12 protein-coding genes, 2 tRNA genes and 1 pseudogene are annotated in these 16,869 nt (G+C 72.8%); 13 read left to right on the top strand and 2 right to left on the bottom strand.

Annotated elements, in window-relative coordinates; genetic code table 11:
• Positions 1 to 5 precede the first annotated feature (5 nt).
• The 12 genes and pseudogenes from ACFYM0_RS13840 to ACFYM0_RS13895 all read left to right on the top strand — a co-directional run bounded on the left by ACFYM0_RS13840 (position 6) and on the right by ACFYM0_RS13895 (position 13,810).
• Complete coding sequence (locus tag ACFYM0_RS13840; RefSeq protein ID WP_388500515.1) at positions 6 to 1,748, top strand: LCP family protein; 1,743 nt, start codon at positions 6 to 8, stop codon at positions 1,746 to 1,748.
• Between the two features lie 140 nt (positions 1,749 to 1,888).
• Positions 1,889 to 2,335, top strand: a complete 447-nt coding sequence (gene rsfS, locus ACFYM0_RS13845) for a ribosome silencing factor (protein ID WP_388500518.1) — start codon at positions 1,889 to 1,891, stop codon at positions 2,333 to 2,335.
• A gap of 32 nt (positions 2,336 to 2,367) precedes the next feature.
• Entirely contained in the window at positions 2,368 to 3,066 is a 699-nt protein-coding gene (locus ACFYM0_RS13850) for a histidine phosphatase family protein (RefSeq protein ID WP_388500521.1), read from the top strand.
• Positions 3,067 to 3,178: 112 nt separating this feature from the next.
• Positions 3,179 to 3,251: transfer RNA gene (locus ACFYM0_RS13855), tRNA-Ala, on the top strand.
• 136 nt (positions 3,252 to 3,387) lie between these two features.
• Positions 3,388 to 3,621: a hypothetical protein gene (locus tag ACFYM0_RS13860; protein WP_007264019.1), complete on the top strand. Its 234-nt coding sequence runs from the start codon at positions 3,388 to 3,390 to the stop codon at positions 3,619 to 3,621.
• A gap of 229 nt (positions 3,622 to 3,850) precedes the next feature.
• Positions 3,851 to 3,923 (top strand) — tRNA-Ala (locus ACFYM0_RS13865).
• Positions 3,924 to 4,180: 257 nt separating this feature from the next.
• Positions 4,181 to 7,054, top strand: coding sequence for a leucine--tRNA ligase (gene leuS, locus ACFYM0_RS13870; protein ID WP_388500524.1), 2,874 nt, complete (start codon positions 4,181 to 4,183; stop codon positions 7,052 to 7,054).
• Positions 7,055 to 7,203: 149 nt separating this feature from the next.
• Complete coding sequence (locus ACFYM0_RS13875; RefSeq protein ID WP_388500527.1) at positions 7,204 to 7,878, top strand: hypothetical protein; 675 nt, start codon at positions 7,204 to 7,206, stop codon at positions 7,876 to 7,878.
• Positions 7,879 to 8,315: 437 nt separating this feature from the next.
• Entirely contained in the window at positions 8,316 to 9,161 is an 846-nt protein-coding gene (locus ACFYM0_RS13880) for a DegV family protein (protein ID WP_388500529.1), read from the top strand.
• Between the two features lie 98 nt (positions 9,162 to 9,259).
• Positions 9,260 to 10,285: a helix-hairpin-helix domain-containing protein gene (locus ACFYM0_RS13885; protein WP_388500531.1), complete on the top strand. Its 1,026-nt coding sequence runs from the start codon at positions 9,260 to 9,262 to the stop codon at positions 10,283 to 10,285.
• Positions 10,286 to 10,578: 293 nt separating this feature from the next.
• A pseudogene (locus ACFYM0_RS13890) lies at positions 10,579 to 12,792 on the top strand (ComEC/Rec2 family competence protein); the annotation flags it as partial.
• Positions 12,793 to 12,928: 136 nt separating this feature from the next.
• Positions 12,929 to 13,810: a YceI family protein gene (locus ACFYM0_RS13895; protein WP_388500533.1), complete on the top strand. Its 882-nt coding sequence runs from the start codon at positions 12,929 to 12,931 to the stop codon at positions 13,808 to 13,810.
• 18 nt (positions 13,811 to 13,828) lie between these two features.
• On the opposite strand, the gene ACFYM0_RS13900 is transcribed toward ACFYM0_RS13895, so the two are convergent.
• Complete coding sequence (locus ACFYM0_RS13900) at positions 13,829 to 14,071, bottom strand: hypothetical protein (protein ID WP_243334774.1); 243 nt, start codon at positions 14,069 to 14,071, stop codon at positions 13,829 to 13,831.
• Between the two features lie 74 nt (positions 14,072 to 14,145).
• Here ACFYM0_RS13900 and holA point away from each other — a divergent pair, with 74 nt between their 5' ends.
• A complete protein-coding gene (gene holA / locus ACFYM0_RS13905) occupies positions 14,146 to 15,138 on the top strand; it encodes a DNA polymerase III subunit delta (RefSeq protein WP_388500971.1) in 993 nt (330 codons plus the stop codon).
• A gap of 223 nt (positions 15,139 to 15,361) precedes the next feature.
• On the opposite strand, the gene ACFYM0_RS13910 is transcribed toward holA, so the two are convergent.
• Positions 15,362 to 16,777 carry an MFS transporter gene (locus tag ACFYM0_RS13910; RefSeq protein ID WP_388500536.1) on the bottom strand — a complete coding sequence of 472 codons (1,416 nt, stop codon included), beginning with the start codon at positions 16,775 to 16,777 and terminating at the stop codon, positions 15,362 to 15,364.
• Positions 16,778 to 16,869: the final 92 nt, after the last annotated feature.

Genomic DNA, 16,869 nt, shown 5'->3' on the forward strand with positions numbered 1-16,869 from the left:
CCGCGGTGAACGACCGACACGAGCCGTACGACCCGTATGCCGGCCAGGAGCAGCAGCTCGTCGGCTACGACGCGTACGGGCGGCCGATGTACGGCCAGGTGCCCGCGCAGCCCGCACCCGAGCCCGCGACCTCCTACGAGCAGCAGCAGTACGAGCAGGGCTACGGCTACGACTACCAGGGGTACGGCGGACCGCAGCCCCCGCAGCAGCAGCCCCAGCAGCCCGCACAGCCCCAGCAGTACTACCCGCAGCAGACGCAGCAGCAGTACCCGCAGGCCTCCCAGGCCCCGCAGTACGGGTACGACACGCAGTCCACGCCGCAGTACGACACGCAGGCCACCCAGCAGTGGATCCCGCAGCAGGTCGCTCCGGAGGCCCCGGCGCAGGCGCCCCTCAGGAGCCCCGCGCCCGAGCCGGAGTTCCGCCCCGGCGCACAGGTGCCGGAGCCCCGCCGGGCCGACGGGCCGGGCGCGCAGGGGCAGGGGCCCTCGTACCAGACCGAACAGTTCGCCTTCATCGACCAGCCGGACGAGGACTCCGAGGACGTCATCGACTGGCTCGCCTTCACCGAGAGCCGGACCGAGCGCCGCGAAGAGGCCCGCCGGCGCGGCCGCAACCGGGTCGTGGCGCTGATCGTCGTCCTGGCGCTCTTCGTCGTCGCGGGCCTGGGCTACCTCTGGTACGCGGGCAAGCTGCCGTTCCTGGAGGGCCCCGGCAAGGCCTCGAACGGCGCGACCGCCTCGGGCCCGCAGAAGCGCGACATGATCGTCGTGCACCTGCACAACACCAAGAAGGGCGGCACCTCCACGGCGCTGCTCGTCGACAACGTCACCACCAAGCGGGGCGCCACCGTCCTGGTGCCGAACACGCTGACCGTCTCCAAGGACGACGGCACCACGGCCCAGCTGGGCAAGGCCGTCGAGGACGGAGGTCTGGGCGTACGGGAATCCCTCGACTCGGTCTTCGGCACCCACATCGGCGGCACCTGGCGACTCGACACCCCCTTCCTGGAAAACTTCGTGGAGCTGGTCGGCGGCATCGAGGTGGACACCGACGTGGCCGTCCCGGCGGACGACGCCGCGAAGGTGCCCGCCGTCGGCAAGGGCCCGAAGCAGAGCCTCAGCGGTGCGATGGCCGTCGCGTACGCCACGTACCGGGCGCAGGGCGAGCCGGAGGCCAAGCAGCTGGACCGGTTCGGCAAGGTCCTGCTGGGCCTGCTGCGCAAGGTGCCCGGCGACCCGAAGTCGGCGGCGATGACGGTGGAGACCACCGGTCAGATCCTGGACCCGGCGCTGAACGCGCAGACGCTCGGCGCGCTGCTGTCCAAGCTCGGCGAGCACGCCAAGGTGGGCGCGTACCGCACCGACGTGCTCGGGGTGAAGCCGGACGGCGGCCTCACGGACGAGGCCAACAAGAAGGTGGTCAAGGAGGTCCTCGGCGGCTCCGTCGCAGAGGCCCAGCCCGGAGCACTGCCGAGGGTCGGTCTGAAGGACGCGACCGGCGACGCCAAGACGAACACGGCGGCGAAGGCGGCCCTGCTCAACGGCGGCTACACCCTGGTGGACGGCGGCAAGGCCGACAAGACGGTGCCCACGTCGCAGATCACGTACCAGGACGACGCGCAGCGGGACAAGGCGATCGAGGTCGCCAAGACGCTGGGACTGCCCGAGACGGCCGTGAAGAAGGCCGAGAACGCGGTGAACGCGGACGTCGTGGTGACGCTGGGCAAGGATTACAAACCGTCCTGAGCCGTCCGAGGCCTACTGCGGCCTGCTCCGGCGGGGCCCTTCGGGCACGGTCCCGCCCGCGCGCCACGCTGCGCGCGGGCGGTGTCGGCGGTACATGAGACCCTTGTAAGGATCTGCCCGCCAACCCGAAAGCATGGCCAGTGACCGCCACGGACCGCTCCATCGAGCTCATCACCGCCGCCGCCCAGGCCGCGGCCGACCGGCTCGCGCACGACATCATCGCGTACGACGTCAGCGACGTGCTGTCGATCACCGACGCCTTCCTCCTCGCTTCGGCTCCCAACGACCGCCAGGTCAAGTCGATCGTCGACGAGATCGAGGAGAAGCTCCTGAAGGAGCTGGGCGCCAAGCCGGTGCGCCGCGAAGGCGACCGCGACGCCCGCTGGATCCTGCTCGACTACATCGACATCGTCGTCCACGTGCAGCACAGCGAGGAGCGCGTCTTCTACGCGCTGGAGCGCCTGTGGAAGGACTGCCCCGAGATCGAGCTCCCCGAGGACGCCAAGCTCACCAAGGGCAAGGCCGAGGAGCACGCCGCGCTGCGCGCCGCGCAGGGCGACGACGAACTGGACGGTGATCTGTTCTGAGCGCGACCCACGACGGCACGACCCCTGAGGGTGTGACCCGCGAAGGCACGGCCGGCGACGGCAGGGCCGGCGGCGGTACGACCAGCGGCAACGGCCGGACCAGCCGCAAGATCGTCCTGTGGCGGCACGGCCAGACCTCGTGGAACCTGGAGCGCCGCTTCCAGGGCTCCACGGACATCGAGCTGACCGAGGCCGGTGTGGCGCAGGCGCGCCGTGCCGCCCGGCTGCTCGCCTCGCTGAAGCCCGACGCCATCGTCGCCTCGGACCTGATGCGAGCCGCCGCCACGGCTGCCGAGCTGGCGGCCGTCACGGGTCTGGCGGTGACGCACGACGAGGCGCTGCGCGAGACGTACGCCGGCGAATGGCAGGGCCTCACGCACGACGAGATCCTGGGCAAGTACGGCGACCAGTACGCGGCGTGGAAGCGCGGCGAGGCGGTCCGCCGCGGTGGCGGCGAGCTGGAGACCGAGGTCGCCGACCGGGCGGCGCCGGTCGTGCTGGAACACGCCGACCGGCTGCCCCCCGGCGGCACGCTCGTGGTGGTCAGCCACGGCGGCACCATCCGTACGACGATCGGCCGCCTGCTGGGCCTGGACTCGTACTACTGGGAGGGCCTGGGCGGGCTCTCCAACTGCTGCTGGTCGGTCCTCGGCGAGGGTGCGCGAGGCTGGCGGCTGATGGAACACAACGCCGGCACGCTGCCCGAACCGGTGCTCGGCGACGACGACTGAGCCCACCTCGGAGCGGCTCCCACCCGGATTTCACTTTCCGGCTGGTCACAGGCTAGAGTTCTTCTTGTTCGCAGCGCAGAACACCGGAAACGGGGGGAGCGTCGCGGAGAGCGGGGCTATAGCTCAGTTGGTAGAGCGCCTGCATGGCATGCAGGAGGTCTGGAGTTCAATTCTCCATAGCTCCACAATCAAGATCCCGTCCCCAACTGGGGGCGGGATCTTTGCTTTTGTCCACAGCTGCCCGAGCGAGCACCGGCATGGCAGAATCGGACGGCCGGAGGGGGACGACGACGGCCCGACGCGGGAGGGAGTCGCTGACGGATGGGTGCACACCGGCGGCGGTGCGACTGGTGCAACAACGGCACGCCGATCGTGCGGGACATGGAGCCGGTCAACCCCGACTACCAGTACTGGTGCGAGGAATGCGCACGGGCACTGATCATAAAAGGCGACCCGATCGAGACGTACCGCGAGCTGGAGGGCGAGCCGATCTACGGGCGGCTGCTCGACGAGCACTGCACGCTGAAGCGGTTCTACCAGTTCGCGCGGGCGTGACGCGGGGACGCGGGACGGTGTGACCGGCAACGAGCCGTGACCGGCAACGAGCCGTGACCGGCAGCGAGCCAGGGCACGTGACGAGCCGGGGCATGTGACGAATCGCCATGAAACGGACATGGCCCGGGGCTCGTGGAAACCGATTTTTGGACCAGGGCCATCACCGTGTAATGTTTGGGATGTCGCCAAGGGGGACCGGAAACGGGCCGCGAAGCGGCAGGCGAGACGAGGGGCTATAGCTCAGTTGGTAGAGCGCCTGCATGGCATGCAGGAGGTCTGGAGTTCAATTCTCCATAGCTCCACAGTGAAGAAGCGGGCCACCGGAAACGGTGGCCCGCTTCTCGTTGTGCGTCCACCGGCCGGAAGGGCAGAGCGCCCCTCGGGGCCGCTGCGGTACCCTGACGCCATGCGTGCCGTACGCCTTCTGCTTACCGAGCCGCGCTGAACAGTTCCGACCCCACGAAGCGGTCGGCCCCGGCGCGGCGCCCCCTCCTGTGCGAGGGGTTTTTTCGTTTGGGCAGCAGAGACGGCAGAGACGATCGATGGAGCTTCAGGAATCATGAGCGAGACGAACACCCCGGCCCCCGAGGCGGCCGAGGCGCACCGTTACACGGCTGCCATGGCCGCCGACATCGAGGCACGCTGGCAGGACGTATGGGACGCGCAGGGTACGTACGAGGCCCCGAACCCGACCGGTGACCTGGCCGGCGACGCTGCCGTCGTGGCGCGCCCCAAGAAGTTCATCATGGACATGTTCCCGTACCCCTCGGGCGCGGGCCTGCACGTCGGCCACCCGCTCGGGTACATCGCCACCGACGTCTTCGCCCGCCACCAGCGGATGAGCGGCCACAACGTCCTGCACACCCTGGGCTTCGACGCCTTCGGCCTGCCGGCCGAGCAGTACGCCGTGCAGACCGGCACGCACCCGCGCGTCTCGACCGAGGCGAACATCGAGAACATGAAGGTCCAGCTGCGCCGGCTGGGTCTGGGTCACGACAAGCGCCGCTCGTTCGCGACGATCGACCCGGACTACTACAAGTGGACCCAGTGGATCTTCCTGCAGATCTACAACTCCTGGTACGACGCGGACGCCGCGAAGGCCCGGCCCATCGCCGAGCTGGTCGCCGCCTTCGAGGACGGCTCGCGCGAGCTGCCCGGCGGAGCCTCCTGGGCCGCGCTGAGCGCGGGCGAGCGGGCCGACGTACTGAACGGGTACCGGCTGGCGTACGCCTCGGACGCGCCCGTCAACTGGTGTCCCGGGCTGGGCACCGTACTGGCCAACGAGGAAGTCACCGCCGACAACCGGTCCGAGCGCGGCAACTTCCCTGTCTTCAAGTCCAAGCTGAGCCAGTGGAACATGCGGATCACGGCCTACGCCGACCGCCTGATCGACGACCTGGACGCGCTGGACTGGCCCGAGGCCATCAAGCTGCAGCAGCGCAACTGGATCGGCCGCAGCGAGGGCGCGCGCGTCGACTTCGCCGTCGGCGACGGCGACGCCATCACCGTCTTCACCACCCGTCCCGACACGCTGTTCGGCGCCACCTACATGGTGCTGGCGCCCGAGCACGAGCTGGTCGCGAAGATCGTCCCGGCCGAGTGGCCCGAGGGCACCCACCAGCTGTGGACCGGCGGCAACGCGACCCCCGCCGAGGCCGTGGACTCGTACCGCAAGCAGGCCGCCGCGAAGTCGGACGTCGAGCGGCAGGCCGAGGCCAAGGACAAGACCGGCGTCTTCACCGGCGCCTACGCGACCAACCCGGTCAGCGGCGACCAGGTGCCCGTCTTCATCGCGGACTACGTGCTGATGGGCTACGGCACCGGCGCGATCATGGCCGTCCCGGCGCACGACAGCCGTGACTTCGAGTTCGCGCGCGCCTTCGAGCTGCCGATGCGCTGCGTCGTCCAGCCCACGGACGACCGCGACGCCGACCCGCTGGAGTGGGAGGACGCGTTCTCCTCGTACGACGGCACCATCGTCAACTCGACGGGCGAGGGCATCTCGCTGGACGGTCTGGGCGTGGTCGAGGCCAAGGCCGCGATCACCGACTGGATGGCCGGGCGCGGCATCGGCGAGGGCACCGTCAACTTCCGCCTGCGCGACTGGCTGTTCAGCCGCCAGCGCTACTGGGGCGAGCCCTTCCCGATCGTCTACGACGAGGACGGCGTCGCCTACCCGCTGCCCGAGTCGATGCTGCCGCTGGAACTGCCGGAGGTCGAGGACTACTCGCCGCGCACCTTCGAGCCGGACGACGCCACCTCCAAGCCCGAGACCCCGCTGTCGCGCAACCAGGCGTGGGTCAATGTGGAGCTGGACCTGGGCGACGGGCGCGGGGTGCGCCCGTTCCGGCGCGAGACCAACACCATGCCGAACTGGGCCGGCTCCTGCTGGTACGAGCTGCGCTACCTGGACCCGAACAACGGCTCGGCCCTGGTCGACCCGGAGATCGAGCAGTACTGGATGGGCCCGCGCGAGGGCCAGCCGCACGGCGGCGTCGACCTGTACGTGGGCGGCGCCGAGCACGCGGTGCTGCACCTGCTGTACGCGCGCTTCTGGTCCAAGGTGCTGTTCGACCTGGGTCACGTCTCCTCGGTGGAGCCGTTCCACAAGCTGTTCAACCAGGGCATGATCCAGGCGTACGCGTACACCGACTCGCGCGGTGTGTACGTCCCGGCGGCCGAGGTCGAGGAGCGGGACGGCGGCTACTTCTACCAGGGCGAGCCGGTCAAGCGTGAGCACGGCAAGATGGGCAAGTCCCTGAAGAACGCCGTCACGCCGGACGAGATCTGCGAGGAGTACGGCGCGGACACCCTGCGCCTGTACGAGATGGCGATGGGCCCCCTGGACGTCTCGCGCCCCTGGGACACCCGGGCCGTCGTCGGCCAGTACCGGCTGCTGCAGCGCCTGTGGCGCAACGTGGTGGACGAGGAGACGGGCGTCGTCACGGTCGTCGACGCGGAGCCGGACGAGGCCACCCTGCGCGCGCTGCACAAGGCGATCGACGGGGTCGGCGCCGATATGGCCGGACTGCGCTTCAACACCGCCATCGCGAAGATCACCGAGCTGAACAACACCCTGACGAAGGCGGGCCGGCCGCTGGAGCGCTCGGTCGCGGAGCGGCTGGTGCTGCTGGTGGCCCCGCTGGCGCCGCACATCGCGGAGGAGCTGTGGCAGCGCCTGGGCCACGGCGAGTCGGTCGTCCACCAGGACTTCCCGGTCGCGGACCCGGCGTACGTCGTCGACGAGAGCGTCACGTGCGTCGTCCAGATCAAGGGCAAGGTCAAGGCCCGCCTGGAGGTGTCTCCGGCGATCTCCGACGCCGAGCTGGAGCAGCTGGCGCTGGGTGACGAGGCGGTCGTGGCGGCGCTGGGCGGGGCTGAGATCCGCAAGGTGATCGTGCGCGCGCCGAAGCTGGTGAACATCGTCGTCTGACGTCTCCGTCTGACGTCTCCGTCTGACGGCGCTGTCTGACGCGTCTAGGGGTATTCCCGTACGGGCAGGTTGGGGGTTCGATTGGAACCCGCGGCCTGCCCGTGGCGTTTACGGTGGAAGGGACGTAATCGGCTGGGGAAGGGACCCTCATGGAGGCGGCTTTTATCATCGTGGCCCTGGTGCTGCTGTTCGCCTTTCTGGGGCTCGGTGCCTACGTGACGACGAAGGTGGTCAAGGCCGCCGCGCGCGGCGTGGACCGGACCATCACCCAGGCCCGCCGCACCGTGGAGGACACCACCCTGAAGGCCCGCAGCTTCGGCCAGGTCGGTGTCGCGGGCGCGCTGGCCACACTGCGGCTGGACCTGCGGAACTCGATGCGGGCGACGCAGCAGGCGCTGTACCAGGGCGTCCAGACGGACGCCTCGCTGAAGGAGTCGATCGGGCTGTTCGAGCGGCTGAGCGCGCACGGACACGAGCTCGACGACGAACTGAAGCGCCTGGAGGCGGAGCCCGACCGCCAGCGGATCGCGGCGGTCCTGCCGGACCTGCGGGAGCGCACGGCGCAGATCACGCAGGCGTCGGACTCCCTGCGCTGGGCGGCGCGCGACCGCGCCCGGCGCTTCGCGGAGGACGACCTGTCGTACCTGTCGGCCCAGATCGACGTCGAGTCGGGCGCCCTGCGGGACTGGTCCCGCGCACCGGCCGACGACGTCCCCCACTCGACTCCCACATGGAACACCCCCGAGCCCGCGGCCCTCTCCGAACCCACCCCGCCCCCCCAGTACCCCTGGCAGAAGACCCGCCGCCCGGAAGCGACGACCTGATCCGGACCGCATCCGCCTCCAGGCCGGTCCCACCTCCGGCCCCGCCGGTGTTCGAGGTCCGGGGTCTGGGGTTGAGGCGGCGTCCGGCCTGGCCGGTGTTCGAGGTCCGGGTCCGGGCGCAGCCCCCATCCAGCCTCGCCGGCGTTTGAGGCGCGGGTCCGGGCGGAGCCCGGGGAACGGTGGAAGGGCGGGTAGGGGACCCAGCCCCGCAGGGCCGACCACCTGCTGCCGGATTCGTCCGAAGCCGGGGGCAGCAGGTCCGTGGACTGATCACAGCCCGGAGGGGCGGGGCGGCGGCCTGGCGGGGGTGGCGGCCCGGATGGGACCGGGCGGGGGCCCGGATGGGGCCCGGTGGGAGCCCCCTCGGAGCCGGGGCCCGAGCCGCACCGGCGGACCCGGGCTGCCGGAACACCCCCACTGCCGGTAACCTCCGCCTCATGTCCCGCCATGTCGCGATCGTCACGGATTCCACGGCCTACCTGCCCCAACCGGCCATGGCGCGGCACGGAATCACCTCCGTCCCGCTGACCGTGGTCCTCGGCGACGAGGCCCTGGAAGAGGGCACCGAGATTTCGGCCAGGAGCCTCGCCCTGGCCCTGCAGAAGCGCCGCTCGGTCACCACGTCCCGCCCCAGCCCCGAGGACTTCGTCCGGGCCTACCGGGCGGCCGTGGAGGCCGGTGCGACCGGCATCGTCAGCCTGCACCTGTCCGCGGAGTTCTCCGGCACCTACGACGCCGCCGTCCTCGCCGCGAAGACCGCCACGGTGCCCGTCCGCGTCGTCGACACCGGCATGGTCGCCATGGCCCTGGGCTTCTGCGCCCTGGCCGCGGCTGAGGTGTCCGAGGCCGGGGGGTCCCTCGACGAAGTCGTCGCGGCAGCCGAGAAGCGGGCCGCCGGGATGTCCGCGTACTTCTACGTCGACACCCTCGACTACCTCCGCCGCGGAGGCCGCATCGGGGCCGCGCAGGCCCTCCTCGGTTCGGCGCTCGCGGTGAAACCGCTGCTGACGCTGGACGGCGGGCGGATCGAGATGCTGGAGAAGGTGCGTACGGCCTCCAAGGCCATAGCCCGCCTGGAGGAGCTGGCCGTCGAGCGGGCCGGATCCGGCCCCGTCGACGTGGCGGTGCACCACCTCTCGGCCCCGGAACGCGCGGAGAAGCTGGCGCAGAGGCTTCGCGAGCGGATTCCCGGGCTGGTCGAGCTGCACGTCAGCGAGGTCGGCGCGGTGATCGGCGCACACACCGGACCGGGGTTGCTGGCGGCGGTCGTCTCCCCGCGCTGATCACCGGACCGAGTGAGGGAGATATCCACAACGGTCCGGTCATCCACCGGAATTGAGGCTTCCGAACGCGTGTCGCGGCACGGCCCTACCGTCGTGCCATGACTCTTCGTACGCGCACCCCAGGTCCCGCCGGCGCCACCAGTGGCCCCGGCCGTCCCCGCCTCTCCGACAGCCGCCTGCGGCATCGCCACGGCCGGCGATCAGGCCGCCCCGATCCCGCGGTGGTGCGACGCCGGGCCGAGGCCCTGCTCGGAGCGGGCCGACCCCCGGGCGATCCGCCGCCGGCGGGCACCCCGGCCGGGACAGCGCCGCCGGGGATCCGCTCCGTCGGGGTGGCTCCGGAAGCCGGGGCCGGGGTTCGGCCGGAGCCGCTGGTCGGGCCGGATCTGCTGGTCGGGCCCGGGCCGGTGGCTCGTCTCGAGGAGCCCGCCCGGGGCGGGGCGGCGGCTCCGCCCGAGGGCCGGGAGGTGCCCGCCGGGGCTTTGCGGTGGCTCGCGGTGCGGGAGCGGCTGCCCCTGTGGCTGCAAACCCGCTGTGGGGTGGAGCCGCGCACGGTGGCCGCCGTCTCGGTGGTACTGGTGGTCGCGGTCGGGTTCGCAGCTCAGCAGTACAGGGCGGACCGGCCTCGGCCGGTGACCGCACCCGCCCTGGTGGCGCCCGCGGCGGCAGCCCTGCCGGCCCCGACCGCGGCCCGGGCGGGCCCCGGCTCCGGCCCCATCCTGGTGGACGTCAGCGGCAAGGTCCGTGACCCGGGAGTGCGCAAACTGCCGCCCGGTTCGCGGGTGGAGGATGCCTTGGCCGCCGCCGGGGGAGTGCGGCCCGGGACGGACACCACCGGGCTGAACCGGGCCCGCGTCCTGATGGACGGCGAGCAGGTACTGGTGGGCGCTCCGGCCCCGCCGCCGCCGACGGGCCGGGGAGGTCCCGCCTCGGGGCCGCTGAGCCTCGGCACGGCCACGGCCGAGCAACTGGACGGCCTGCCGGGAGTCGGACCGGTCCTCGCGCAGCACATCGTGGACTTCCGTACGGTCCGCGGGGGCTTCCGCTCAGTCGAGGAGCTCCGGCAGGTCAACGGGATCGGTGAGCGCCGATTCGCCGATCTGCGCGAGCTGGTGCGGCCGTGAGCCGGGCCGGCGGCGCCGGGCCGCGACCGGCCGGGCGGGGTCCGAGCGTGCGGGGTGCGCGTGTGCGGGGTCCGAGCTTGCCGGGTCCGGCCGGGCGGGATGCGGCCGGGCGGGAAGGGGCGGGGAGCGAAGCGGCGGGGCAAGGTTCCGCCGGGCGGGAGTCGGGGCCGGTGGATCTGCGGCTGGTGGGGCCGGCTCTGGCCGTTTGGGGGGCTGCTGCCGTGGGCCTCGGGGTGCCAGTCGGCCGGAGTGCCGTGGCGGCGGGGCTGGGAGTGGGTGCGGCCGGGCTGCTGATGCTGGCGGGCCGGAGGCGCTCCGTGCCGTTCCGGACGGCCGTGGCGGCGGTCCTGCTGTGCGCGGCCGCCGGAGCCGGGGTGGCGGGTCTCCAGCGGGCCGAGGCGCGGGCCGGGCCGGTCCCGGAGCTGGCCCGGGAGCATGCCCGGGTGCTGGCGGACCTTACCGTGGGCTCCGATCCGCGGACGGCCCGCACCGGGAGCGGGCCGCCCGTGGTGCTGCTCGACGCCGTGGTGACCCGGCTGACCGGGCCCGACGGAGCCCGGACCCGGGTGTCGACCCCGGTACGGGTGCTGGCGGGGCATCCGGGGTGGGCCCGGTTGCAGCCCTCGACACGGATCGAGGTGGTGGCCCGGCTGGCCCCGGCGCGGGAGGGGGAGCGGGCCGTCGCCCTGCTCCGTCCGGCCGGAGACGCCCCGCCACGGGTGACCGGCGGTCCGGACACCGTGCAGCGGATCGCCGGGCGGCTGCGGGCCGGGCTGCGCGAGGTCACCGACGGGCTGGCCCCGGACGCCAGGGCCCTGCTGCCGGGACTGGTGGTCGGGGACACCTCCCGGGTGGAGCCCGATCTGCACGACGCGTTCCGCGCCACCGATCTGCTGCACCTGCTGGCCGTCTCCGGCTCCAACCTGACCGTCGTGCTCTTCCTGCTCATCGGGGCCCCGGCCCGCGCGCAGCAGGCCGAGCGGGGAGGGCTCGCCCCGCGCCTGGGGCTCTCGCTGCGGGCGACGGCCGTGTGCGGGGTGGCCCTGACCCTGGCGTTCGTGGTGGTGTGCCGGCCCGAGCCCAGCGTCCTGCGGGCGGCGGCCTGCGGCTCGGTCACCCTGCTGGCCATCGCCACCGGGCGGCGCAGGTCCCTGATCCCGGCGCTGGCCGCCGCCGTCCTGCTGCTGGTGCTGTACGACCCATGGCTGGCCCGGAGCTACGGCTTCCTGCTCTCCGTCCTGGCCACCGGGGCCCTGCTGACGCTGGCTCCGCGGTGGAGCGAGGCCCTGCAGCGGCGCGGCATGCGGCCCCGCCTGGCCGAGGCGCTGGCGGCCGCGGCGGCGGCCCAGGCGGTGTGCGCGCCGGTCGTAGCGGTGCTGTCGGCCCGGGTGAGCCTGGTGGCGGTGCCCTGCAACCTGCTGGCCGAGCTGGCGGCGGGGCCCGCGACCGTCCTGGGGTTCGCCGCGCTGGCAGCGGCCCCGGTGTGCCCACCGGTGGCCGAGGTGCTCGCCTGGTGCGCGGGCGTGCCCGCCGGGTGGATCGCCGCCGTGGCCCGGGGCGGGGCGGAAGTGCCCGGGGCGGAGCTGGGCTGGCCCGGCGGGGTGGGCGGAGGGTTGCTGCTCGCCGCGGCCACCTTGGCGGCGGTGCTGCTCGTCAGGCGGTTCGGCCGGGGGCGATGGCTCGCCCCCGCCCTGGCCGTGGTGCTGCTCCTCGCCGTACTGAGGCCGCCACTGGTCACTCGTACGGTCAAGGGCTGGCCGCCGCCCGACTGGGTCTACACCCAGTGCTCGGTCGGTCAGGGGGACGCCGCCGTACTCGCCGTGGGCCCGGGTACGGCCGTGGTGGTGGACGCGGGCCCCGAGCCGGGGCCGGTCGACGTCTGCCTGAGGGAGCTGGGTGTGACCCGGGTCCCGATGCTCCTGCTGACGCACTTTCACGCCGACCACGTGGGCGGACTGGCAGGGGTGCTCAAGGGCCGCTCGGTGGGTGTGGTGGAAGTCACCGGACTGGAAGAACCGCCCGGGCAGGCCGCGTTCGTACGGCGGATGGCAGCCGCTGCCGGGGTTCCCCTCGTCCGCGCCGTGGAGGGGGAGCGGCGGCGGGCCGGGCCGCTGGAGTGGCAGGTGCTGTGGCCGCCGGCCGGGGGCGCTCCCCCCGAGGGTCCCAACGATGCGAGCGTGGCCCTGCTGGTGCGCGGCGCGGGCCTGACCCTGGTCCTGCTCGGCGACCTCGAACCGGGCTCCCAGCAGGCCTTGTTGAGGAACCATCCGGAACTGGGGCCGGTCGACGTGCTCAAGGTCGCGCACCACGGCAGCGCCCATCAGGATCCCGGGCTGTACGAGCGGATCCGGCCGCGGCTCGCGATCGTCCCGGTGGGCGCCGGGAACAGGTACGGGCACCCCGCGGCGGGTACGCTCGCCCGGCTGCGGGAGTCGGGCGCGGCCGTACTGCGGACGGATGAGGACGGTTCGGTCGCCGTCACCGGCAGCGGCCCGCGGCTGCGGGCGTTCCCGGCCATCCGGCGACGGGCGCGGCACGGGCATACCAGGAGTGACCACTCCGTTTGCCCACAACCCGGCAGCATGATCGAATGCGTTTTCGCCAGAGCGGTGCAAGGCCACACAGCACGGGGGTGCATAAACCATGTTCAGTCGCAGACGGGGGATGGAGACGGCGGGAAGCGCCAGTCCCCAGACATCCGCGACACTGACGCTTCCTCATGCCGCGCGGCTGCTCAGCTGCCGGGTCCTCGACACGGTCCACCAGCCTGTACGGCAGGCCAAGTTCGAGGTGACCGACCCGATAGGCCGACGGATCGTCAGCGGGGAGACCGACCCGTTCGGCGGGTTCACGGCTGCGGTGCCGGCAGGCGAGTACCGGCTGACCGTCACGGCCGAGGGCTATGCACCCTTCCACGGGGCGACGCTGGTGGGGGACCCGGCGCAGCCGGGCACCGGGGAGATCGTCCTGGACTCGGTGGATCCGCCGCTGCTGCCGCAGCCGGGCCACTGGGAGCTCGATCCGGGGCATTCGTCGATCGGGTTCTCGGCCCGGCACATCGGCTTCGCCCGGATCAACGGCCGGTTCAACACCTTCGCCGGCGCGGTGCGGATAGCCGAGCGCATGGAGGACTCCTCCATGCACGTGATCATCGACGCGGCGAGCATCGACACCGGGCTGCGGATGCGGGACGACCACCTGCGCTCCGCGGACTTCCTGGACGCAGCCCGCCACCCGACGGTGGAGTTCTACAGCGAGCGGTTCATCCACCGCAGCGGCAGCCGGTGGTCCGTGGCGGGCGCTCTCACCCTCCACGGGGTCAGCCGGCACGTCACCCTGGACACCGGCTACCTGGGTCTGGGTACGGGCCTGGAGGGCGAGCCGAGGGCGGCCTGCAGGGCGACGGCCGAACTGAACCGCGAAGACTTCACGCTGAACTGGCAGTCGATGCTGGCGCACGGGATCGCGGCGATCGGTTCGAACGTGGACGTGACCCTGGACATGCAGGTCGTGCACAAGGCCTGACCGGGTGGGGTCCGGTGGCTACGGGGCTTCGAGCCAGCCGTCGTACTCGGCGGCGAGCTCGTCCAGGGCGGTGGCGTCCAGCCGTTCGCGCGGGTCCTCGACGACCACCAGCCACTGGGCGTCCTCGGCGTCGTCCTCGCCGGCGAGGGCGTCGCGGACCAGCTGCGGTTCCTCCGGGAGGCCGAAGCGGTCGACCACCTCCCGCGCCACCTCCTCGGCGGTGTCGCGGTCGGGCAGGACCAGTACATGTCGCACGTTCACCCGGCCATTCTCGGGCACGGGGGAGGTGGCCGGGGCGCGAGGGTCTGTCAGTGCGGCGTGGGATGCTGGAGGCGATGGCCACCAGGAAGAATTCCACCGACGATCCGCTCGCCCCGATCACCCTCGCGGTGGGGCAGGAGGACCTGCTGCTCGACCGCGCCGTGCGGGAGGTCGTGACGGCGGCGCGAGCCGCCGATGCCGACACGGACGTGCGTGACCTCGCCTCCGAGCAGCTCCAGCCGGGCACGCTGGCCGAGTTGACCAGCCCCTCGCTCTTCTCGGAGCGCAAGGTGCTCGTCGTGCGCAATGCGCAGGACCTCTCGGCCGACACGGTCAAGGAGGTCAAGGCGTACCTCGCCGCGCCGTTCGAGGAGATTGCCCTCGTCCTCCTGCACGCGGGTGGAGTCAAGGGCAAGGGCCTGCTGGACGCCGCGCGCAAGGCGGGTGCCCGCGAGATCGCCTGCCCGAAGATGACGAAGCCGGCGGACCGGATGGCGTTCGTGCGGGGAGAGTTCCGGACCCTGGGCCGTTCGGCCACGCCCGAGGCCTGCCAGACGCTGGTCGACGCGATCGGCAGCGACCTGAGGGAGCTGGCGAGTGCGGCGGCGCAGCTGTGCGCGGACGTCGAGGGCACGATCGACGAGGCCGTGGTCGGCCGTTACTACACCGGCCGCGCCGAGGCCTCGAGCTTCACCGTCGCCGACCGGGCGGTGGAAGGTCGCGCCGCGGAGGCCCTGGAGGCCCTGCGCTGGTCCCTGTCCACCGGGGTGGCCCCGGTGCTGATCACCAGCGCGCTGGCCCAGGCGGTACGGGCGATCGGGAAGCTGGCCTCGGCCCCGCGGGGGGCCCGCCCCGGGGACCTCGCGCGTGACCTCGGGATGCCGCCGTGGAAGATCGACCGGGTTCGGCAGCAGATGCGGGGGTGGTCGGCGGATGGTGTCGCGGACGCGCTGCGGGCCGTGGCCGATGCCGATGCGGGTGTGAAGGGCGGGGGTGACGACCCGGAGTACGCGCTCGAGAAGGCGGTCGTCGCGGTCGCCCGGGCGGCGCGGACCCGCCGGGGCTAGCCCAGGGTCCCAGAGCCTGGCTGCCGGCCGGTGCTCCCTGCCCCTCGCACCTCGGAGCCTGGCGCCCGGGCGCTGGAGCCGAGCCGTCTGGTCCAGGGCTGGGCCCCTGAGCCCAGGGTTCCGGGACCCTGCGGGGCTGTTCTCTACCTGCCCTTCTCCCGTTCCGCGGGCGCTGCCCGGATCCGGTCCTCGAATGCCGGACGGGCTGGATCGGGGCCCGGCTTCAGTGGGCCATTGCGTGGGGGGAGGCGGGGTCGGGGTGGCCCGGGGGCAGGAGGAAGGGCGCGGCCAGGGTCAGGGTCAGGGCCGGGTAGGCGAGGGTGGTGAAGTCGGCTGAGGCCAGGGCGGCGATGGCGAGGGCCGCGCCCAGTTCGTGCGAGGTGCCGACCAGGCCGGAGGCCAGGCCGGTGTGGGCCGGGGCCACTTCGGAGAGGGCCGAGGTCGTGGCGCACACGAACGCCGCTCCGAGCCCGAGGGCCAGCAGGGCGAAGCCGGGGACCAGGCCCGACCAGAGGCTGCCCAGGGAGGTGACGGCCGCGCCCGCGGCGGCAAGGGTGAACGCCGCCGCGCCGACCGGTCGCCAGCCGAAGCGGGGGAGCAGCCGGGAGCCGAGGTGTGCGCCCGCGGTGGCGGCCACCGCCGCCGGGAGGAAGGCCAGCCCGGTGACCAAGGGGCTCCGCCCGAGGGATTGCTGGATGTGCAGGGAGCTCAGGTAGAACGCGGTCACGAGCAGCCCGGCCGCCCCCAGCATCACCGCGCTGCCGCCCAGCAGGGAGCGCAGGCCCGGCATGGCGGGGGGCATCAGCGGGTTCGTGGAGCGGCGTTGCGTCGCCACCAGGAGGGCCACCGCGGCCAGGGCGCCGATGGTCGGGAGCCAGGAGCGTTCGGTCAGCCCGTAGACGAGTGCGGCCGCGGCCAGGGTCGGCAGGAGGATCGCGGGCACGTTCACCGGTGTCCGGCGGCCGGCGTCCGCGGCGTCGGAGGCGCGGCGGAGCGAGCGGCCGAGCAGGAGCGGGACCCCGAGCAGCGCGAGTGCGCCGACGGGCAGGTTGAGGTAGAAGATCCAGCGCCAGCCGGGTCCGTCGGTGAGGATCCCGCCGAGCAGGACCCCGAGGGCCGCACCGGTGCCGCCGATCGCCGCCCAGGCGCCGAGGGCCCGGTGCCGGGCCGGACCCTGGAACAGGGTCGTGACCAGGGACAGGGCGGCCGGCGAGAGCAGGGCCGCACCGACACCTTGTGCGGAGCGGGCCGCGACCAGTGTGGCGGTGTCCGCCGCGAGCCCGGAGGCCGCCGAGGCGGCGGTGAAGAGGGCCAGCCCGGCCAGGAACGTCCGCACCGCACCGAAGCGGTCCGCGAGCCGGCCGCCGGCCAGCAGGAGGGCGCCGAAGAACAGGGTGTACGCCGTGACCACCCAGGTCAGGCCGGAGCCGGAGAGGGAGAGGTCGGCGCCGATGGCGGGGAGGGCGACGTTCACGACGGTGACGTCGGCGATGAGCATGAACTGGGCCAGGCAGAGGAGGACGAGGAGGACACCGCGGTGAGGGTGGGGAGCCGGGTGGGGGTCCGGATCGGGGGCCGGGTGGGGGTGTACGTCCTTGTCCCGGTTCTGGTCATGGGTGTGCGGGGCGTGCGGAGGCATGGCGAAGCCGCTCCTAAAGTTAACAGGGGTGTTAGGGATTGAGTATGCGGCTCCGCATGGGGAATGTGAACAGTGGTGTTAAGTTTGCCGGC

Origin of the sequence: Streptomyces sp. NPDC006487 (genome assembly GCF_042870555.1) — a bacterium.
GTDB lineage: Bacteria > Actinomycetota > Actinomycetes > Streptomycetales > Streptomycetaceae > Streptomyces.

Bases quoted from the DNA above. Each gene is read 5' to 3' on its own strand.
- ACFYM0_RS13860 (WP_007264019.1), top strand. From the start codon at position 3,388: ATGGGTGCACACCGGCGGCGGTGCGACTGGTGCAACAACGGCACGCCG.
- leuS (WP_388500524.1), top strand. From the start codon at position 4,181: ATGAGCGAGACGAACACCCCGGCCCCCGAGGCGGCCGAGGCGCACCGT.
- ACFYM0_RS13875 (WP_388500527.1), top strand. From the start codon at position 7,204: ATGGAGGCGGCTTTTATCATCGTGGCCCTGGTGCTGCTGTTCGCCTTT.
- ACFYM0_RS13880 (WP_388500529.1), top strand. From the start codon at position 8,316: ATGTCCCGCCATGTCGCGATCGTCACGGATTCCACGGCCTACCTGCCC.
- ACFYM0_RS13885 (WP_388500531.1), top strand. From the start codon at position 9,260: ATGACTCTTCGTACGCGCACCCCAGGTCCCGCCGGCGCCACCAGTGGC.
- ACFYM0_RS13895 (WP_388500533.1), top strand. From the start codon at position 12,929: ATGTTCAGTCGCAGACGGGGGATGGAGACGGCGGGAAGCGCCAGTCCC.
- holA (WP_388500971.1), top strand. From the start codon at position 14,146: ATGGCCACCAGGAAGAATTCCACCGACGATCCGCTCGCCCCGATCACC.
- ACFYM0_RS13910 (WP_388500536.1), bottom strand. From the start codon at position 16,777: ATGCCTCCGCACGCCCCGCACACCCATGACCAGAACCGGGACAAGGAC.